This is a genomic window from Acutalibacter sp. LFL-21, assembly GCF_025630755.1.
GTDB lineage: Bacteria > Bacillota > Clostridia > Oscillospirales > Acutalibacteraceae > Acutalibacter > Acutalibacter stercoravium.
The window spans coordinates 269,630-289,153 of record NZ_JAOTNT010000003.1; the positions used below are offsets into that span (position 1 = coordinate 269,630).

General features: G+C 62.7%; 18 protein-coding genes and 1 pseudogene. 4 read left to right on the forward strand and 15 right to left on the reverse strand.

Annotation, left to right across the window (positions count from 1 at the left end; all coding sequences use genetic code 11):
• Positions 1 to 284: 284 nt before the first annotated feature.
• Positions 285 to 833, reverse strand: coding sequence for a helix-turn-helix domain-containing protein (locus ODJ80_RS05255; RefSeq protein ID WP_263041218.1), 549 nt, complete (start codon positions 831 to 833; stop codon positions 285 to 287).
• A 74-nt stretch (positions 834 to 907) separates the two neighbouring features.
• Positions 908 to 2,140, reverse strand: a complete 1,233-nt coding sequence (locus tag ODJ80_RS05260) for a glycoside hydrolase family 10 protein (RefSeq protein ID WP_263041219.1) — start codon at positions 2,138 to 2,140, stop codon at positions 908 to 910.
• Between the two features lie 118 nt (positions 2,141 to 2,258).
• Between ODJ80_RS05260 and ODJ80_RS05265 the strand changes: the two genes are divergently transcribed.
• The 4 genes from ODJ80_RS05265 to ODJ80_RS05280 all read left to right on the forward strand — a co-directional run bounded on the left by ODJ80_RS05265 (position 2,259) and on the right by ODJ80_RS05280 (position 6,234).
• Entirely contained in the window at positions 2,259 to 2,954 is a 696-nt protein-coding gene (locus ODJ80_RS05265; protein WP_263041220.1) for a YjjG family noncanonical pyrimidine nucleotidase, read from the forward strand.
• Between the two features lie 215 nt (positions 2,955 to 3,169).
• Positions 3,170 to 3,949, forward strand: coding sequence for an ABC transporter ATP-binding protein (locus ODJ80_RS05270; protein WP_178864827.1), 780 nt, complete (start codon positions 3,170 to 3,172; stop codon positions 3,947 to 3,949).
• Positions 3,942 to 5,930 (forward strand): FtsX-like permease family protein, encoded by a 1,989-nt coding sequence (locus ODJ80_RS05275; RefSeq protein WP_263041221.1) that lies wholly within the window; start codon positions 3,942 to 3,944, stop codon positions 5,928 to 5,930. The genes ODJ80_RS05270 and ODJ80_RS05275 overlap by 8 nt, the downstream gene beginning before the upstream one ends.
• Before the next feature lie 25 nt (positions 5,931 to 5,955).
• Positions 5,956 to 6,234: a hypothetical protein gene (locus tag ODJ80_RS05280; protein ID WP_178864825.1), complete on the forward strand. Its 279-nt coding sequence runs from the start codon at positions 5,956 to 5,958 to the stop codon at positions 6,232 to 6,234.
• 41 nt (positions 6,235 to 6,275) lie between these two features.
• Here the strand turns inward: ODJ80_RS05280 and leuS are convergent, their stop codons facing one another.
• The 13 genes and pseudogenes from leuS to rnc form a co-directional block, all read right to left on the reverse strand.
• Positions 6,276 to 8,684 (reverse strand): leucine--tRNA ligase, encoded by a 2,409-nt coding sequence (gene leuS / locus ODJ80_RS05285; protein WP_263041222.1) that lies wholly within the window; start codon positions 8,682 to 8,684, stop codon positions 6,276 to 6,278.
• Positions 8,685 to 8,968: 284 nt separating this feature from the next.
• Positions 8,969 to 9,520, reverse strand: a complete 552-nt coding sequence (locus tag ODJ80_RS05290; RefSeq protein WP_178864823.1) for a DUF2441 domain-containing protein — start codon at positions 9,518 to 9,520, stop codon at positions 8,969 to 8,971.
• A 134-nt stretch (positions 9,521 to 9,654) separates the two neighbouring features.
• The gene (gene rsfS, locus ODJ80_RS05295; RefSeq protein WP_178864822.1) at positions 9,655 to 10,008 is read right to left on the reverse strand and encodes a ribosome silencing factor; all 354 of its coding nucleotides are present in this window, start codon (positions 10,006 to 10,008) and stop codon (positions 9,655 to 9,657) included.
• Positions 10,005 to 10,592 carry a bis(5'-nucleosyl)-tetraphosphatase (symmetrical) YqeK gene (yqeK, locus tag ODJ80_RS05300; RefSeq protein ID WP_263041223.1) on the reverse strand — a complete coding sequence of 196 codons (588 nt, stop codon included), beginning with the start codon at positions 10,590 to 10,592 and terminating at the stop codon, positions 10,005 to 10,007. The genes rsfS and yqeK overlap by 4 nt, the downstream gene beginning before the upstream one ends.
• Positions 10,589 to 10,942 (reverse strand): cupin domain-containing protein, encoded by a 354-nt coding sequence (locus ODJ80_RS05305; protein ID WP_263041224.1) that lies wholly within the window; start codon positions 10,940 to 10,942, stop codon positions 10,589 to 10,591. Before ODJ80_RS05305 ends, yqeK begins: the two co-directional genes overlap by 4 nt.
• Before the next feature lie 83 nt (positions 10,943 to 11,025).
• Positions 11,026 to 11,628 carry a nicotinate (nicotinamide) nucleotide adenylyltransferase gene (nadD, locus tag ODJ80_RS05310; RefSeq protein ID WP_263041225.1) on the reverse strand — a complete coding sequence of 201 codons (603 nt, stop codon included), beginning with the start codon at positions 11,626 to 11,628 and terminating at the stop codon, positions 11,026 to 11,028.
• A gap of 13 nt (positions 11,629 to 11,641) precedes the next feature.
• Positions 11,642 to 11,938, reverse strand: coding sequence for a YhbY family RNA-binding protein (locus ODJ80_RS05315; RefSeq protein WP_178864818.1), 297 nt, complete (start codon positions 11,936 to 11,938; stop codon positions 11,642 to 11,644).
• A gap of 20 nt (positions 11,939 to 11,958) precedes the next feature.
• Positions 11,959 to 12,423: a DUF3795 domain-containing protein gene (locus tag ODJ80_RS05320; protein WP_263041226.1), complete on the reverse strand. Its 465-nt coding sequence runs from the start codon at positions 12,421 to 12,423 to the stop codon at positions 11,959 to 11,961.
• 3 nt (positions 12,424 to 12,426) lie between these two features.
• Complete coding sequence (rdgB, locus tag ODJ80_RS05325; RefSeq protein WP_263041227.1) at positions 12,427 to 12,999, reverse strand: RdgB/HAM1 family non-canonical purine NTP pyrophosphatase; 573 nt, start codon at positions 12,997 to 12,999, stop codon at positions 12,427 to 12,429.
• A gap of 319 nt (positions 13,000 to 13,318) precedes the next feature.
• A pseudogene (gene ftsY, locus ODJ80_RS05330) lies at positions 13,319 to 14,221 on the reverse strand (signal recognition particle-docking protein FtsY); the annotation flags it as partial.
• Between the two features lie 35 nt (positions 14,222 to 14,256).
• Complete coding sequence (gene smc, locus ODJ80_RS05335) at positions 14,257 to 17,820, reverse strand: chromosome segregation protein SMC (protein WP_263041228.1); 3,564 nt, start codon at positions 17,818 to 17,820, stop codon at positions 14,257 to 14,259.
• Positions 17,817 to 18,842: an elongator complex protein 3 gene (locus ODJ80_RS05340; RefSeq protein ID WP_263041229.1), complete on the reverse strand. Its 1,026-nt coding sequence runs from the start codon at positions 18,840 to 18,842 to the stop codon at positions 17,817 to 17,819. Before ODJ80_RS05340 ends, smc begins: the two co-directional genes overlap by 4 nt.
• A complete protein-coding gene (rnc, locus tag ODJ80_RS05345) occupies positions 18,842 to 19,522 on the reverse strand; it encodes a ribonuclease III (RefSeq protein WP_263041230.1) in 681 nt (226 codons plus the stop codon). The genes ODJ80_RS05340 and rnc overlap by 1 nt, the downstream gene beginning before the upstream one ends.
• Positions 19,523 to 19,524: the final 2 nt, after the last annotated feature.

Sequence of the window (19,524 nt, forward strand, 5' to 3'; positions counted from 1 at the left end):
CCCTCTCTCAAGCCCTGGGGCAACGGCTTTTGTGGCACCCCAAGAGGGGGACATCCGTCCCCCCTTTTTGGGAAGTAGGGGAAGGCAGGACCTACGGTCCTTGCAACCCCCTTAAGGCCGTGGAGCGCTGCTCCACACCTCGCAAGTTTTTTGAAAAAAACTTGACTAAAAACTTTTCCTTGTCTCCACCTAACCTGGGCGCGGGCATAAAAACCAGCGGCTCTCAGAAAACCCCGCCGCCCTAAAGCGGCGTGCGCGACTTGAGAGCCCAGGCACTGGGCCGGTCACTCTGCGATGACGGTGACAAACCGGGCCTTTACGTCCCCGCCGCAGCGCTGGCCGTGGGGAATGGTGGGGTTGAAATAGATGGAATCCCCCGCTGTCAGGGTGAACTCCTTGTCCCCAATCACCACGATCACCGTGCCCTCCAGCACCAGGTTGAACTCCTGGCCCGAATGGGTAATCAGCCCCGCGGGCTTGTCGCTGGGCTCCAGAGTGACCAGCAGGGGCTGCATCACCTTGTCCGCGTAGCGGTAGGCCAGGTCCTCAAAGTGGTACTCTGGGTTGCGGTTGACCACCCGGCCGTGGCCCCGGCGCACAATGTGATAGGTGTCCAAACGGGCGGGCGTGCCGGTGAGGATCTCGGCAAAGTCCACCCCAAATTTATTGGCTACCTCATAAATCAGGCTGATGGGGATATCCTTCCCATCCTGCTCGTAGCCCCGGTATACCTCTGGGTCCACCTTCAGCTCTGCGGACAGGCGCTCTACGGTGTAATCGCTGGCTTCCCGCAGTTCCCGCAGGCGGGAGCCGATCTCATTGATCTCATTCATGGTACCCGTCTCCTTTGTTTTCAGATTTCGACATCTCTCGATTTTGCTATTATACCACTTTAAATCGCTATCCGTCAATATTGGCCCAGCAGGGCCGCGGCGTTTTCCACCTCCTTGGCTGCCTGCTCCGCTTCCAGGTACTCTGAGGAGTAGAGGATAACCCCCTGATACCCGCCGTTCAGGGCCGCTTCCGCCTGCAGGGCGATGATGTTGTCCCGCAGAAGCCAGGTGCCGCCGTCGGCATCTGTGCCGGCCTTGTACAGGGCCAGCCCTGCGTAGAGCTCCAGCCCCTGGTGCCGGGGCAGGGCGGCCCACTCCTCCAGCGCCTGCTGGTAGGGCAGGGCCTCGTTCTCAAAGCTGTAATACAGCTGGGGCGCCAGGTAGTCCACATAGCCGGGCACAGCGGCCCAGGTGGCCACATCCGCTCCCATCGCCTCATCGTTTTGCATGTTTCCCTGGGGGGAGATGCCGAACACCACCTCTGGCTTCACCGCCTTGATGCTCTCATACACTTGGGACACCATCGCGTTGATGTTGGCGGCCCGCCACTCCAGCAGGGGCAGGGGCTCCTCCACGCTTTGGGCGTAGGCCTCATAGGCGGCGCTGTCCAGGGCGGGGTCTTCCGCGGGGTAGAAGTAGTCGTCAAAGTGGATGCCGTCCACCTCGTAATTCCCCGCAATCTCCGCGGCTCCATCTGCGATGAGGGTCCGCATGGCCGGGTAGGCCGGGTTCAGGTACACCCCGCCTTCGCATTCCATAAAGTACTGGGGATACTCCTCCCCCAGCTGGACATAGGGGTTGTTCTCCGCCAGGGCGGCGGGGGTCTCCGCCGTCTTCACCCGCAAAGGGTTCAGCCAGGCGTGGAACTCCATGCCCAGGCTGTGGGCGGTCTCAATCATAAACTCCAGGGGGTCAAAGCCGGGGTCCTGGCCCTGGGTGCCGGTGAGGATGTGGGACCAGGGGTAATACTGAGAGGGGTACAGCGCGTCGGAGAAGGGCCGCACATGGACGAACAGGGCGTTGGCGCCCTTCTCCTGAGCGGTTTGGGCGATGGTCTGGAAGTTTTCCTCAAAGGCTTGCTGGGTGTGCTCCGCCGTGTTCAGGGAGAAGTAGGGCACCCACACCCCCACCAGGGCCCCCTCTTCCTCCGGCGTACTGGGGGCAGCGCTGGCCTGGGGGATGGGAGAGGCGCCCTCCTCCGGCAGGGGCTCCGGCCCCCGGCCGAAGAACCACACCCCAGCCACGGCGGCCAGCAGCGCGGCCCACAGCACCAGGTAACAGTATTTGCGCAGATGGAATCTTCCCATAAAGCCTTCCTTTCCAGCGCCTTCCTTGACAAAGGGGCGCCCTTTGTGTATCATCCAGTACAGATACATCATTTCTATGCGGCCCTGGCCGGGCCTATGTTACCAAAGGAGAAGCTGTATGAAGGACTACCGTTTTCTGCTGTTGGACGCCGACGGCACCCTGTTGGATTTCGACCAGGATATGCTCCACGCTTTTCAGGCCACTTATCAGGCCTGCTTTGGCAGCCAGCGGCCTTACTCCCCCCGCCTGTTGGAAATCTATGAGCGGTGCAACAACCGCTGGTGGGCCAAGCTGGAACGGGGCGAGTGCACCAAGCCCCAGCTCTTTGCGGGCCGCTTTCAGGACTTCCTCCGGGAGACGGGCCTCTCCGGGGACCCGGAGGAGATCAACCGCGCCTACTTTGCAAACCTGGGCCAGGGCGGGGCCCTGCTGCCCGGGGCTCTGGAGCTGGTGCGGGACCTCTCCCAGCGGTATAGGCTGTACATTGTCACCAACGGCAACGCCGCCAGCCAGCGGACACGGCTGGAGCACTCCGGCCTGCTGCCCTATGTGGGGGACGTGTTCGTCTCGGAGGATGCCGGGGCCGCCAAGCCGGACAAGCGTTACTTCGACTATGTGTTCTCCCGCATCCCCGGCTTTGAAAAGGAGAAGGCCATGCTCATCGGGGACTCCCTCACCTCGGACATGCGGGGGGCGCAGAACGGGGGCATCGACGGGCTGTGGTACTGCCCCCTGGGCGGGGAGGCCCCGGAGGACCTGTCCATCCCCTACCGGGCGGAGAGCTTTGATGAGATCCGGAGGCTGCTGCTGTGAGCTCCCCCCGCCCCGTTCTCTCATAAGAATTTCAGAAAAGCATGGGCTGCCGCCTTTTCAGCGGCGGCCTTTTTTCTTGAGACATGCTTCAAAACCGTAAGGTTTGCTTTCTGTTTTTGTAAGGCGCTTGTCGGAAACTTGTAAGAATTGGGGCCTATACTTTTCCTCGAACGAAACGAGAGGCGTTTTCAAACGTGGAAAAGGAGAAATGACATATGGCGCTTTTAAACGTGAACAGCCTGAAAAAGGTGTACACCACCCGCCTGGGCGGTGCCAAGGTACAGGCCCTCTCCGGGGTGAGCTTCACCGTGGAGGAAGGGGAGTTCGTGGCCATCATGGGCGAGTCGGGCTCTGGCAAGACCACCCTCTTAAACATCCTGGCGGGGCTGGACAAACCCACCAGCGGCCAGGTGTTTCTGAATATGCGGGACATTGTCTCCCTGAATGAGAAGGAGATCTCCGCCTTCCGCCGGGACCACCTGGGCTTTGTGTTCCAGGACTTCAACCTGCTGGATACCTTCTCTTTGCAGGACAACATCTTCCTGCCCCTGGTGCTGGCGGGCAAGAAGTACGACGAGATGAAAAAGCGCATCGACCCCATCGCCCACCGGCTGGGCATTTGGGAGCTGCTGCAAAAGTTCCCCTATGAGGTCTCCGGCGGGCAGAAGCAGCGGGCGGCCATCGCCCGGGCCATCATCACCTACCCAGAGCTCATCTTGGCCGATGAGCCCACCGGCGCCTTGGACTCCCGCTCCGCCGGGCAGATACTGGACATCTTCGCGGACGTCAACCGCAGCGGCCAAACCATTTTGATGGTGACCCACTCGGTGCAGGCGGCCTGCCGGGCCGGGCGGGTGCTGTTCATCAAGGACGGCCAGGTCTACCACCAGATTTACCGCGGCGCCATGACCGACGACGAGCTGTACCAGGCCATCTCCCGCACCCTGACCGAACTTGCCACCAGCCGGGAAAGGAGCGTGGCCGTCCATGGGTAAGCGGGGAGTGGGCTTCTACTGGAAGCTGGCCTTTACCAACCTGAAGGGCAACCGGCGGGTGTACCTGCCCTACCTGCTCTCCAGCGTGGGGATCATTATGATGTTCTACTCCATCAACGCCCTGGGCCAGGGCATTGACCAGGGAGCGCTGTACGGCGGCACCACCGTGGCCAGCATGATGGGCCTGGGGGTGTTTGTCATCGGGCTGTTCGCGGTGCTGTTCCTGTTCTACACCAACAGCTTCATCATCAAGCGCCGGAAAAAGGAGCTGGGCCTGTACAACATTCTGGGCATGGAGAAGCGACACATCGCCCACATCCTGTTCCGGGAGACGCTGCTTACCGCGGTGTGCTCTCTGGCCCTGGGCCTGGGGCTGGGGATTGTCTTCTCCCGGGTCCTATTCTGGCTGCTGGGGCTGCTGCTGGGCACGGATTTGGCCGTGGCCTTTGTCATCCCTGTGTCCGCCATTACCAGCACGTTGGGTTTGTTTGGGATTATCTTCCTGCTGACCCTGTGCTACAATCTGCTGCAAGTAAAGCTCTCCAAGCCCATTGAGCTGCTCCACGGCGGCGAGACCGGCGAGCGGGAGCCCAAGGCCCACTGGTTCCTGGCGGTGCTGGGGGCCCTGCTGCTGGGCACGGGCTATACCATGGCCGTCACCATCCAGGACCCCCTCTCCGCGCTGGTGTTCTTCTTTGTGGCGGTGATTCTGGTCATCCTTGGCACCTACCTGCTGTTCATCACCGGCATCACGGCCATGCTGAAGCTGCTGAAAAAGAACAAGCGCTTCTATTATAAGACAAACCACTTCACCGCCATCTCCGGCATGCTCTTCCGCATGAAGCAGAACGCCGCGGGCCTGGCCTCCATCTGCGTGCTGTTCACCGCCCTGCTGGTGACGGTGTCCACCACCTTCTCCCTGTACACCAGCATGGACGGCCTTCTCCGGGCACGCTATCCCCGGAACGTGCTGGTGTCTGTCTGTGACGCCAACCAGGAGGCCAAGGACATGGTGCGCTCCGCTGTGAACCAAAAGTCCCAGGAGCTGGGCCTGGCCCTGGAGAATGTGGTGGACCGGGAGGGCTGGAACATCACCACCGCCCGGGTGGGCAACACCCTCCACACCCAGGAGGTTTCCTTGGAGACTTGCGCCGTGGTGAATATCTTCACGCAAAGTGAGTTTGAGCGCTTCTCCGGCCAACAGGTGGATTTGGCGGAAAACCAGGTGCTGCTCTTCGACCCGGCAAACACCTTCCCCGAGGAGGACACCCTGCACATCGACGATAAAACCTATCAGATCGTCCCCTCGGACTACGTCATGCCCGAGGCCTCCACCCTGGCCCAGATTTATGAAATGTACTACCTGGTGGTGCGGGACGAAACGGTGGTGGAAAACATCCTGGCCCCCAGCGGCAGCGACACCTTCCCCATCTACTCCTACGACTTTGACGTGGCCGGGGGCGACCCGGAGGACATCGCCGCCTTGCGCGAAGCTCTGGGTACAGTGGACTTCTCCGGCCCCGGGGTGGAGTACGAGGCCTTGCTGTTCGAGGACAGCGCCACCTCCCGCCAGAGCTTTATGGAACTGTACGGCGGGCTGTTCTTCCTGGGGCTGTTCCTGGGGGTGCTGTTCCTGCTGGGCACGGCGCTGATCATCTACTACAAGCAGGTCAGCGAGGGCTACGACGACGCCCGGCGGTTTAACATCATGCAGAAGGTGGGCATGAGCCACCGGGAGGTCAAACAGAGCATCCACAGCCAGATTCTGCTGGTGTTCTTCCTGCCCCTGGTGACAGCCGTGCTCCATCTGGCCTTCGCCTTCCCCATGCTGCAAAAGATTTTGCTGGTAATGGGCCTGAACAACTTCCCGCTGATCTTATGCTCCACCCTGGGCTGCGTGGGGGTGTTCGCTGTGGCGTACCTCGTCATCTACGCCCTGACCGCCCGCACCTATTACAACATTGTGGAGAGCGCCAGCTGACGGTTTACGAAAGGAGGAACCTCTCATGTTTTCTGCACTGTGGGATATTTTTTCAAGCCTGGTAAGCGCGTTCTTCCAGGTGGTGGGGGCTCTTGGCCGGGGGCTGCTGGATGTGCTCTCCGCCCTGGCCTCGGCGGTGCTGTGGCCCATACGGGCCGCTTCGGGGATCTTGTTCGGCAACTGGGACGTTTCCTCCCAGTGGACGCCCCTGTACCTTTCGGCCTGCGGCGTGCTGCTGGCCGCCCTGATCCTCTTCTTCCTCTGGGCCCTGTGGTCCAACCACAAACGGAAAAAAGGGAATTAAAAAGACGCCCCCGCGGGGGCGCCTTTTTTGTTCCATACAGCTTATTTTACCACGATATTGACCAGCTTGCCGGGCACATAGATCTCCTTGACAATGCTCTTGCCGGCGATCTCAGCGGCAACTTTGGCATCGGCCTTGGCAGCGGCCAGGGCATCTTCCTGGGAGATGTCCGCGGCCACTTGCAGCCGGGCGCGGACCTTGCCCCGCACCTGCACCACAATTTCCACCATGTCGTCCTTGCACTTGGCCTCGTCAAACTCCGGCCAGGGCTGCTGGGCCACCAGGCCCTCTCCCAGGGCGTTGGCCGCCCACACCTCTTCGGTGACGTGGGGGGCGAAGGGGTTCAAGAGGATGGTGAAGATCCGCAGCTCTTCCTTGGATATGCTGCCCTTGGCGGTGACCTGGTTCATCAGGGTCATCAGGGCGGCGATGGCGGTGTTGAACTTCAGCACCTCGGTGTCCTCGCTGACCTTCTTAATGGCCTTGTGGAAAGCGCCCTCCATGTCGGGGCGGATGCCCTCCTCCCCGCAGAGGATATCCTGCAGGTTCCAATAGCGCTCCACCAGGCGGCGGCAGCCCTTGATGCCCGCGTTGGACCAGGGGGCGGCCTTCTCAAAGTCGCCAATGAACATCTCATAGAGGCGCATGGTGTCGGCGCCGTACTCATTGACGATGTCGTCGGGGTTGACCACATTGCCCCGGGACTTGCTCATCTTCTCGCCGTTCTCGCCCAGGATCATGCCGTGGCTGGTGCGCTTGGCATAGGGTTCCGGGGTGGGCACCAGGCCCTGGTCGAAGAGGAACTTGTGCCAGAACCGGCTGTACAGCAGGTGCAGGGTGGTGTGCTCCATGCCGCCGTTGTACCAGTCCACCGGGGACCAGTAGTTCAAAGCCTCTTTCGAGGCGAACTCCTTGTCGTTGTGGGGGTCCATATACCGCAGGAAGTACCAGGAGGAACCAGCCCACTGGGGCATGGTGTCCGTCTCCCGCCGGGCGGGGCCGCCGCAGTGGGGGCAGGTGGTGTTCACCCAGTCGGTCATGTGGGCCAGGGGGGATTCCCCGTTATCCGTGGGCTCATAGGACTTGACCTCCGGCAGCTTTAAGGGCAGCTCGCTCTCCGGCAGGGGCACCCAGCCGCACTTCTCGCAGTACACCACGGGGATGGGCTCGCCCCAGTACCGCTGGCGGGAGAAGACCCAGTCCCGCAGCTTGTAGTTGACCTTGGCGTGGCCGATGCCCTTCTCCTCCAGGTACTGGGTGATGCGCTGCTTGGCCTCTTCCACGGTCAGGCCGTCCAAAATGCCGGAGTTGACCATGATGCCGGTCTCGCAGTCGGTGAAGGCCTCCTTCTCCACGTCGCCGCCTTTCACCACCTCGATGATGGGCAGGCCGAACTTCTTGGCGAACTCCCAGTCCCGGGTGTCGTGGGCGGGCACGGCCATGATGGCGCCGGTGCCGTAGGACACCAGCACGTAGTCGGAGATGAAGATGGGGATTTCCTTGCCCGTCAGGGGGTTGACAGCCGACACGCCCTGGAGCTTCACGCCGGTCTTTTCCTTGGCCACCTCGGTGCGCTCAAAGTCGGACTTGCGGGCGGCCTGCTCCTGATAGGCCTTGATCTCCTCCAGGTTCTGGAGCTTGTCCGCCCACTTCTCCAGATAGGGGTGCTCCGGGGACACCACCATGTAGGTGGCGCCATAAAGGGTGTCGGGCCGGGTGGTGTAGACGGTCAGCTTGTCGCCGGCGGTGGTGTCGAAGTCCACCTCGGCGCCGGTGGAGCGGCCAATCCAGTTCTTCTGCTGGGTTTTCACCCGCTCGGGGTAGTCCACCAAATCCAGGTCATCAATCAGCCGCTGGGCGTACTCGGTGATTTTCAGCATCCACTGGCTCTTCACCTTGTGGACCACCTCGCTGCCGCAGCGCTCGCACACGCCGTTGACCACTTCCTCGTTGGCCAGCACGCACTTGCAGGAGGTGCACCAGTTCACGTTCATCTCCTTCTTATAGGCCAGCCCCGCTTTGAACAGCTGCAGGAAAATCCACTGGGTCCACTTGTAATACTCCGGGTCGGTGGTGGAAATTTCCCGGCTCCAGTCAAAGCTGATGCCCAGGGACTGGATCTGCTTTTTAAACCGGGCGATGTTCTGCTTGGTCACCTCGGCGGGGTGGACGTGGTTCTTGATGGCGTAGTTCTCGGTGGGCAAGCCGAAGGCGTCCCAGCCGATGGGGTACAGCACGTTATAGCCCTGCATCCGGCGCTTTCTAGCCACCACGTCCAGGGCGGTGTAGGGCCGGGGATGGCCCACGTGCAGTCCCTGCCCAGAGGGGTAGGGGAACTCGATTAAAGCGTAATACTTGGGCTTATCGCTGCCGTTCTCCGCGTGGAAAACGCCGGCTTCCTCCCATTTTTCCTGCCATTTAGGCTCTATGGCCTTGTGGTCGTATTTCATCGTTTCTCAACCCTTTCCCCTACTTTCTTGAAAGAAAGTAGGCAAAGAACTTTTACTTCGCGCACCGCGCTTTTGGCGCGGAACCCCGGCGGGATTTGTTCCCTTACCGCCCGCGCTTTTAGCTTTATAAATCCAGAAGCCTGCTTTTGGAAAGAAAGCAGGCAAAGAGCTTTTATGCCGCGGGGCGCTCGTTCCCTCGCTTTGTATGGCGAAAACCGCAAGCCCGGCGTCCGCGTTTTCCAGATTTATCCATTCGCATTTTGAGCATCTATCTGCAACCCACTTCACAGGTTTTTCCCAATCTCTTCTACAATTTCCACCACCCGTATCTCCCCGTCCGCCAAAATCTCCCAAATGGGGGGCTGACCGGCCGGGTCCAGGGCAAGGCTCCAATAGCGCTGCGCCAGGCGGCGGTTTTCCTCCTGGTTCACCGTGGCGTCAAAGCACAGATTGGCGTTGCCCACAAACTTTCTGCCCCGCACTTGAAGTTTGACGATGTGGTACGTGGGGCGGCCCAGGCTGGCGAAAAACGACGCCCACTGCTGGGCCTCCTCCCTGGTTTCCGAAACGTACAGGCAGTGGAGCCGGGAGGGATGCTGGGGGAACTGCTCCCTGCGCACCTGTTCCAGGGCCAGCTCCCGCAGGGCCACCATCGTGTGGTGCTCCAGCGGTTTCCCCGCCCAGGCACCGGGGTTCTGGTAGATTTCCTCCACCAAGGGGACCTTCTCCATCACCCGGCGGTACACGCCGCTGGGGTAAGTCTCATCCAAGCAGAGAACCTGCCCCACGGTCATGGGCCGCTCGGTCACCACATGGTAGGCAGTGTATTCTTTCACGGCGAATCGCTCCTTTCCCGAGAGCCGTCTTGTTTTCCCATAGCCCCGTTTCTCCGCGGGCCGCCGGGGAAAATGCCCGCCGCTCACTTCGCAAAGGCCGTCCCGGCCTTGGGGAACGCAAGAAGCCGGCCTGCTCACTCCGAGCACGGACTCCACTCCACTTTCTTTCCGTCCGCCCACAGGCGGTCCAGGTCGTAGAAATCCCGGCCCTCCTGGGTGAAGATGTGGATGACCACACTGCCCCAGTCCAGCAGAATCCAGGAGTTGGAGCGGTAGCCCTCCACCCGGGCGGGGGGCAGGCCCTCTGCCTTCAGCTTCTCCTCCAACTCATCGGCCAAGGCACGGACATGGGTGTTGTTGTTGCCCGTGGCGATGACGAAGTAGTCCGCCAGGCTGGAGATGTTCTCAATCTCGATCACGCTCAGCCGCTCCGCCTTCTTGCTGTCCAAAAAGGCGGCGGCCTTGCTTGCAAGCTCTAAAGAGGTCATAGGCTCTGCTCCTTCTTCTGCTCTAAGGTAAAAATGGCGTCGTTATACGCCTGGATGGATTCCGCCGCCACTGGCAGGCGCTGTTCCATCAGCTCGTTCACGGTGAAGAGGATGCCCTCCACCATGGCCTCCTCCAGGCTGCGGTTCGCGGCCCTGCGCATCTCCTCCACGCCGGGGTACTCCCGGTCGGCGGAGATGTAGTCCGCCACAAACAGCGTCTTTTCCAGCAGGGACATATCCCCCTTGCCGCTGGTGTGGCAGGCCACAGCGGACACGATCTCCTCATCGGAAACGCCCAGCGCGCCCCTAAGGTAGGCCGCCCCAGCCAGGGCGTGCCACAGCTTTCGGTTGCGGCTCTGGGTTTTGGTGAGTATTATACCAGAATCCCGCAGGATTTTCAACTGCTGCTCCGGCGGGGTGTCCTTCATAATATCGTGGAGGATGCCCGCCAGCCGGGCCTTTTCCACGTCGGCGCCATAGCGCTGGGCCAGCCGGGCGGCCTCCGCTGCCACGCACTGGCTGTGGAAAAACCGCTTGTCCGTCAGGTGGCGCTTCACTTCCTGCTCACACTGTTCAAAAGTCATGTGTCGTTCTCCCTTCCTTCTCCGCGCTCCACCACCAGGGTGAGCAGCACCAGGTCGCCCTCGCCGGTGTTCTGGATGCTGTGCTCCGAGCCCTTTTTGCAGATGTGGCACACGCCGGGCTCCAAGGGCTCCTCCTGGCCGTCGCAGACCGCCAGGCCCGTGCCCAGCAGGACGAAGTTCACGTCGTCGCTGGCGGGGTGGCTGTGCAGGCCGATGCTCCCGCCGGGGTGGATGCGGCAGGAGATGAGCTTGCCCCCCTCCCCGGCAAAGAAGCGGGCGGACATCTCCCCCGTGCCCTCATACCCGCAGGGCATGGTCATCTCTTGGATTTGGTTGAAATCAATGCGCATAGGAATCCTCCAATGCCGCTGGGCGGCGTGACATTTCCCCATCCTCTCTGGAAGGCCCGCAAAGAACAGGGAAGCCGGGTGTTTTACCCCCGGTACAGCCCATGCTCCCCGATATAGGCGGCCACGGCCTGGGGCACCAGGCCGCTGACGTCCTCCCCCCGGGCCACCGCCTGCCGCACCTGGGTGGAGCTGACGGGCAGGTAGGGAATGTGCTCCAGAAAGCACCGGGCCTTAAACTGGCCGGTGTACTCCAGGGCCTTCTCCCGCAGGGCGCCCAGGCCATCCGGACTGCGGGGCGTGGTGCACACCAAGGCCAGCGAAAAAATGGTCTCCGGCCGGTACCAATGGCCCAGAGTGAGGAACATGTCCTCCCCCATCAGCAGGTAGAACTGGTCCCGGGGGTACAGGGCGGAAAGCTCTTCCAAGGTCTCGGCGGTGTAGCTTTTGCCCTCCCGGCGCATCTCAATATCCGAGAGCTCCAGCCAAGGCTTTTCCTGAATCGCTAACCGGCACATGGCGCAGCGGTCCTGGGCGCTGGCCAAGTCTGGGGCGGCCTTGTGGGGCGGCACCCGGGTGGGGATGAGCAGCACCCGGTCCAGCCCCAGGCCCCGGCGGAACTCCTCCACAATGTGCAGGTGCCCGTTGTGGATGGGGTTGAAGGTGCCCCCGTAAATGCCTGTTTTCATTGTGGGCCTCCTGTCACCGGGGCAGGACGATCTTTGGGTCCTTTTTCTTTTTGCGGTACAGCACAAACCGGCTGCCGATCACCTGGACCACGTCGCTCCCCGTCTCCTGGGCAATGGCCTCCGCCGCCTCCCGGGAGGTCATGGGGCTGGACTCGGGCAGCACCCGGCCCTTGATAAGCTCCCGCTTTTCCAGGGCATCGTCCGCCTGCTTGACAAGCTCCGGGCTCATGCCGGACTTGCCCATCATCAAAATGGTGTCCTCGTTCACCGCCAGGGAGCGGAGGTAGGCTCTTTGCTTGCTCGTCAACATAGTTTCATTCTCCTGTATCGTTACTTTTCCCGGCGCTTGTACACCACAATCTCCGGGTCGCTGCCGTTGTCGCCGTACTCGCACACCAGCAGCCAGTTTTCATCCGCCGTCAGCCCAAAGCACCGGCCGCTTCCATCGTGCTTGCAAAGCTGGTTTCCCAGGTAGACCCGGCCGTCCTCCCAGAATTTGATCTTCTGGCCGCTTTCCAGGGTGTATTCCAGATTGATGTAGGAACCGGGCAGGGCATTCAGATCCGTCACCCGGTCCATGCCGGGGACGTGAAGGTCGTTAAACTCTTTTATGAGCTGCTCCTTTACGGCGCAGTTTCCGGAAAAGCAGCTGCCGGGGCTTTCGCAGCCCTGGGCTTTGCAGCACTCCCCCAGCACGCAGGTGCCCCCAAAGGGCTTCCCGCCGGTGGCGGCGCAGCCGGGGCAGCTCTCCACAGCGGGGCACTGGGCGCAGTCCAAACCGCAGTAGTTTTTCATGGCTCACTCCCCGCCTTTCAGGTACTCCTTCAGCTTCTCCTCAAACAGGGCGAAGGCCTTGCCCCGGTGGCTGCGGGCGTCCTTTTCCTCGTCGGTCATCTCCCCGAAGGTGCGGCCCTCCTGCTCGAAGATGGAGTCGTACCCAAAGCCGTTCTCCCCACGGGACTCAAAGGCGATGGTGCCAAAGCACTTGCCCTCGGCCTCAATCTTGTCCCCATTGGGGAAAACGCAGCACACGGCGCTGACAAAGTGGGCGCCCCGCTGCTCCACCGGCACGCCCTGGAGCTTCTCCAGCACGGTCAGGCGGCGCTTGCCGGGCTGGGCGAACCGGGCGGAGTAAATGCCCGGGGCCCCGTCCAAATAGTCCACGCACAGGCCGGAATCGTCGGCCACGGCGGGCAGGCCCGTCTCCTTGCAGGCGGCCTCGGCCTTGATGAAGGCGTTCTCCATAAAGGTTTTGCCGGTCTCCTCCGGCTCGGAAAGCTGGGCGGTCACCACCTCAATGCCCATGGGCTCCAGCATCCGCTTGAACTCCACCACTTTCCCCTGGTTGTGGGTGGCAATGACAAATTTCATGGTTCTTTCCCCTTCCTTATTCCTCGTCCCGCTTGCGGCCAAAGGGCCAGAAGCGGCGCTTCTTCTTCTCCGGCTGGGGTTCTTCCAATTCTTCCTGAGGCTCCTCCGGCCGGGACTCCTCCAGCATGGCGTCGACATCGGAGAGCAGGCTCTCCTCGGTGAGGGGGCGCTCCTCCAGCTGCTGGAACAGCTCCTCGCCCTCCAGGGCGTCCTCTCCGGCCTGCTCCTGCTCTTGCAGCACCTCTTCCTCCTGGCGCTGCTCTTCCAGCTGGGCAGCCGCCCTATCTTCGGCAAAGACGGGGGTGTCGTCCCGCTCGTTGTCAAACAGGGCATTGGCAAAGGCATCCGGGTCAAAGGGCTGCAGGTCGTCCACCTGCTCCCCCACGCCGATGAACTTCACCGGCAGGCCCAGGTCCTGCATGATGGGCAGCACCACGCCGCCCTTGGGGGTGCCGTCCAGCTTGGTGAGCACAATGCCCGTAATGCCCGCGGCGCTTTGGAACTCCCGGGCCTGGTTCACGGCGTTCTGGCCGGTGGCGGCGTCCAGTACCAGCAGGGTCTCCCGGTCGCAGCCGGGCAGCTCCCGGTCGATGACGCGGCTGATCTTCCCCAGCTCGTCCATCAGGTTCTTCTTGTTGTGCAGCCGGCCGGCGGTGTCGCAGATGATGACATCGCAGCCCCTGGCCTTGGCCGCGGCGATGGTGTCAAACACCACGGCAGCGGGGTCGGCCCCCTCCTGGTGTTTGATAAGGGGCACCCCGGCCCGGTCCGCCCAGACCTCCAGCTGCTCGATGGCAGCGGCCCGGAAGGTATCCGCCGCCCCCAGGATGACGGACTTGCCCTCTCCCTTCAAGCGGGAGGCCAGCTTGCCGATGGTGGTGGTCTTGCCCACCCCATTGACGCCGATGACCAGGATGATGGAGGGCTTGGTGCCGGCGTGGAGTTCATTGTCCCCCTGGAGCATTTCCGAAACAATGGCCTTCAGCTCCCCCATGATGAGGCTGGGGTCGGTGATGCCCTTTTCCTTGATCTTCTTCCGCAGCTGGTCGCAGATGTACTGGGCGGTATTCATGCCCACGTCCCCCATGACCAGCAGCTCTTCCAGCTCCTCGAAAAGCTCCTCGTCAATCTTGGTGAAGGAGTTCACCATTTGCGTGATCTGCCCGCTGATATTGTCCCGGGTCTTTTTCAGGCCTTCCCGGATCTTGTCAAAGATGCCCATGTATTCCTTCCTCTCTTGTTGGGATCAGTTCTCGTTTATGTGCCGAACTCGGCGGCCTCCTCTGTGCGCAGGGCCAGCAGCTTAGAGATGCCCTGGTCCTGCATGGTCACGCCGTAAAGCATGTCGCTGCCCTCCATGGTGCCCCGGCGGTGGGTGATGGTGATGAACTGGGACTGGCGGCTCATGCGCCGCAGGTACTGGGCGAACCGCGCCACGTTCACGTCGTCCAGGGCGGCTTCAATCTCATCCAGCACGCAAAAGGGCGGCGGGTTGACCCGCATAATGGCAAAGTAGATGGAGATGGCCACCAGGGCCTTCTCCCCGCCGGAGAGGGACTCGATGTGGGTGACGATCTTCCCCGGCGGGTGGACTTTAATCTCAATGCCGGAGGTGAGAACATCGCTGTCGTCGGTGAAGGAAAGCTCCGCCGCCCCGCCGCCGAACAGTTCCCGGAAGATCTGGCCGAAGTTCTGGTTGATCTGGGCGAAGCGCTCGGTGAACTGCTGGCGCATGTGCTTGGTCAGGTCCTGGATCAGCTCCAGCAGCTCGGCCTTGGATTTCTCCACGTCATCCACCTGGCTCTTTAAGAACGCATACCGCTCTGACACCTCTTGGTACTCCACCACGGCGCCCACGTTTACGGCGCCCAGGGCCTTGATCTTGTTTTTCAGCTCCGCCAGACGGCGCTGGGCGGTGGGAAGGTCCTCAATCCGCTCTCCCACCTCTTCCGCTTCCCGGCGGGTGAGCTCATACTCCTCCCACATTCGGGAAAGGATGGCGTCGTACTCCTTCTGCAGGTTTTCAGAGCGCTCTTGCAGGCGGGCCAGCTCCCGCCCCACGTTCTCCCGCTGGGCGGTCACCTCTCGCTCCCGCTCCCGCAGGCTTTGGGCCTCCCGCTCCAGGCCGGAGCGCTGTTGGGCGATGGACTGCAGGCTTTGCCGCTTGGCCTCCGCCTGGCCTTTCTGTTCCTGTGCCCGAACCAGCGCGGCCTGCCGCTGCTGTTCCAGATGCGTGTTTTTTTCCCGCAGGGCGTCCATTTCCTGCCGCAGCCGTAAAACAGCCCCGGCGGAATCCCTCTTGCGCTCTTCCAAACCCGCCACAGCGGCGGCCAAGGCGTCCCAATCTTTCTGGGCAGAGAACTCTCCCAAGCGGATTTCCTGAATGGTCTGGGAGATCTCGTCGCAATGGGACATCTGCTCCTCCCGGATGCCCGAGAGGCGCTGGCTTTCCGTCTCTGCCTGCCGCACCTGGCCCTCCAGCTGGGAAATGGCGGCGCGCACCGCCTTCTCCCGCTCTCCCAGCTCTTGCAGCCGGCCTTCGGAATCGCTCTGTTCCTTCTCCAGGCCGGCGGCGGTTTCCGCAAGCTGTTCCAGTTCCCGGCTGACCCGGGCCCGCTCTGAAGTGATGCGGATGCGCTCCTCCTGGGCGGAGGAAAGCTCGCCCCGGGCGGCATCCAGCTCCGCCTCGCAGGAGGAGAGCTCCCCTTGCCGCTGGCGGTACTCCTGCTGGGCGGCCTCCGCCTGCCGCTGCAGGTCCGCTGCCTTTTCCCGGATGCGCTGAATTTCAGAGGCCCGGCTCAGCAGCCCAGAGCTGCGGCCCTTGGAGCCGCCAGTCAAGGAGCCTCCGGCGTTGACCACCTGGCCGTCCAGACTGACCACCCGCAGGCGGTAGCCCGTCCGCTTGGCAATGGCCGCGGCGCTGTCCAAATCCTCCGCTACAGCCACCCGGCCCAGCAGGCTGTCCCGGATGCTGCCGTACTTCTCCTCGCAGGAGCACAGGGTGTTGGCCATGCCCACGAAGCCGGGCATCCCTTCAATCTCCCGGGGGCTGTACACACTGCCCCGAATGGTGGTCAGGGGCAGGAATGTGGCCCGGCCCCAGTCCCGCTGCTTCAGCAGCCGGATGGCGTTTTTGGCGTCCTGCTCCGTCTCCACCACAATGTGCTGCATCGAGGCCCCCAGGGCCGTCTCCAGGGCCACGGCGTACTCCCGGGGCGTTTTCAGCAGCTGGGTGACCGGGCCGCACACCCCGGAGAGCATCCCCCGGCCGGCCTCTTTCATCACCTGCTTCACACTTTGGGAAAAGCCCTCCAGGTTCCGCTCCAGATCCGTCAGCAGCTTGGCCCGGCGCAGCTGCTCGTTCCCATCCAGAACCAGCTTATCCCATGCCTCCTTGGCCTGCTGGGCCCGCCTGCGGCGGCTCTCCAAACGCATTTCGTAGCCCTTGACCGCGTTCTCCCGGCCGGAGACAGCCGTCTCCGCCGCCTGGAGCAGCTCCTCCAGTTCCCTGGCCTCCTGCTGGGCAGAGGCCAGGCGTTCCTGGGCCTGGCGCACGCTCTCCTCCACAGCCCCGGCCCGGTGGCGGATCTCCACCACAGAGGTCTGGGTAGACGACAGGGCAATGCGCTGCTCCGCCAGAGAGGCGTTGTACTGCGCCAGCTCCACCGCGGCCTGCTCCATCTGCCGGGTGGCCTCATCGGCTCCCTGGCGCAGTTCCTCCAGCCGCTGGGTAAAGGCGAGAAGCCTGTCACGGCTCTCCTGAATCTGGCGCTCCTTCTGGGCCATCTCCTCCCGCTTGCCAGAAATCTCTTGGTCCACGTCCTGGCCGGAACGGGAGGCCTCTTCCACCTGGCCCTCCAGCCGGTGGAGGTTCTCCCGGTTGTGGGCGGCGTCATTTTCCAAAAGGCTCGCCTCTCCCTCTGCCCGAACTGCCTGTTCATCCAGGGCAGCCGCCTGGGCGCGGGCCTCCTCCATCCCCACGGTGCACTGGTTTACCTCCCGGAGGTTTTCCTCGGTGCGCTGGGCAATGGACTGGATCTCCTCCTCCAGCTCCCCGTGCTGGGCCTGGGCCAGGGAGATTTTCTCCCCGTGCTCTCGCAGCACCCTGCCGGAGCGGTCCAGGGTCTCCAGCCAAATGCCGATCTCCAGGCCCTTCTTCTCCTTGTCCAGGGCGATGAACTGCTCCGCCTTTTCCGCCTGGAGGCGCAGGGGCTCCACCCGTCCCTCCAGCTCAGAGAGGATGTCCCGCAGGCGCACCAGGTTCTCCTCAGCCTTGTTCAGGCGGCGCTCAGACTCCTCTTTGCGGTAGCGGTAGCGGGAGATGCCCGCCGCCTCCTCAAAAATCTCCCGGCGGTCCTCGGAACGGGCGGCCACGATGCTGTCGATCTTGCCCTGGCCGATGATGGAATAGCCGTCCCTTCCCAGGCCCGTGTCCATAAAGAGCTCGTTGATGTCCTTCAAGCGCACGGTGTTCTTGTTGATGAGGTACTCGCTCTCCCCCGAGCGGTAATACCGCCGGGTGACGGCCACCGTGTCGTTGTCGAAGGGAAGGCGCCGGTCGGCGTTGTCGATGGTGAGGGTGACCTCGGCAAAGCCCAGGGCCTTCCGCTGGGGCGTGCCGTTGAAGATGACGTCCTCCATTTTCGAGCAGCGCAGCGTGCGCACGCTCTGCTCCCCCAGCACCCAGCGCATGGCGTCGCTGATATTGCTTTTTCCGCTGCCGTTTGGCCCCACCACCGAGGTGATGCCCCTTTCAAACTGTAGGCTGGTCTTGTCGGGAAAGGTCTTGAACCCCTGCAATTCCAAAGATTTTAAGATCATTGAGCCAGCTTCCCTTTCTCATTTCTTGTTTCCTGCCGTTCCAGAAGGAAGCTGCCAAAGGGCAGCTCCCGGTCCGGCACAAAGCGCACCCGGTAGCCCCGCTGTGCCAAAGCCTCCACATTGGCCCGCCTCTGCCCTGTGGCGGCGGAGAGCTGCCGGGGGCACACCCGCACCTGGTAGGCGCCGGGCCCCCGCCGCTCCAGCTCCGGCAGGAGCCGGGACAGGAACCGGCGGCTCTCCACCAGCTCCCGGAAAGCGGGGTGGTAGGCCCCCGCCACCCGGCGGCTCTCCACAGCTTCCTGGGCGTGGAGCCCCACCCGGATGACCCGCACCCCCGCCTCTTCAAACAGGGGCAGCAGCCGGGCGCAGAGCTCCACGGCCTCCTCCAGGCTTTGGGGCTTGTACCTGCCCTGCTGGTACAGGGTGGCAAGCTGGGTGCCCTTCAGCACCACCGTGGGGTAGATACGGGCCGTGTCCGGCTTTAGGGCGATAAGGGCCCGGGCGGTTTCCACATCCTGTTCCGGGGTGGAACCATACAGGCCCGTCATCATCTGCAGGCCCAGCTCCAGCCCCGCGGCGTGGATGAGCCCCGCCGCCCGGGCGGTGTCCTCCGGGGTGTGGCCCCGGAGGTTGAGGCGCAGCACCTCCCGGTCCATGGACTGGGCCCCCAGCTCCACGGCTGCCATGTGGTGGGCCTTCAGCAGGGAGAGCACCTCCCTGTCGATGGCGTCCGGCCGGGTGGAGCACCGCAGCCCCCGAAAGCCCAAGCGCTCCACGGCCTCCTTGGCGGGGGCCAGCAGGGAGAGCATATACTCCCTGCCGATGGCCGTAAAGCTGCCTCCGAAAAAAGCGATCTCTGTCTCTCTCACCCGCTCCCCCAAGTGAACGGCGGCCGCCTGGGCGGTCTCCCACACCTGCTGGGGCGTGGGGGCCTGGGCCCCCCCGGTAATGGCCCGCTGGTCGCAGAAGCTGCACTGCTGGGGGCAGCCCACATGGGGTACGAAAATGGCCACGTTCCCCATCAGTAGCCCATCAGCTCCAGGGCTTCCCGGGCGGCCTGCTGCTCCGCCTCCTTTTTGGAACGGCCGCCGCCCTTGCCGATGACGTTGGAGTTCAAGTGCACCTCCACGGTGAAGTGCTTGTCGTGGTCGGGGCCGCTCTCCCCGGTGACCACGTACTCCAGCCTCTCCTCCGGGTTCTGCTGGATGATCTCCTGCAGGGTGGTCTTGTAGTCCTTAAAGGGCTTCACGCTCTGGGCTTTTGCCGCTGGGGCGATAAACCGCAGGATGAACTTCTTGGCCTCCTCCAGGCTGCCGCTGTCCAGGTAGATGGCGGCGGTGGTGGACTCGAACACATCCGCCAAAATGCTGGGGCGCTCCCGGCCGCCGGAGTGGCGCTCCCCGTGGCTCAGGCGCAGGAAGTCCCCCACATGCAGCGCCTTGGAAAACCCGCACAGGCTGCGCTCGCAGACAAGGCCGGCCCGGGTCTTGGTCAGCTGGCCCTCTGGCAGCTGGGGGAAATGCTCGAACAGAAACTCCGCCGTGACGAAGCCCAGCACCGAGTCGCCCAGAAACTCCAGCCGCTCATAGCTTTTGCACTTGTGCTCGTTGGCGAAGGAGGAGTGGGTCAAGGCGGTTTCCAGCAGCTGTTTGTTTTGAAAGCGGTAGCCAATCAGCTTTTCGTAATCTTCCAATGGCCGCATGG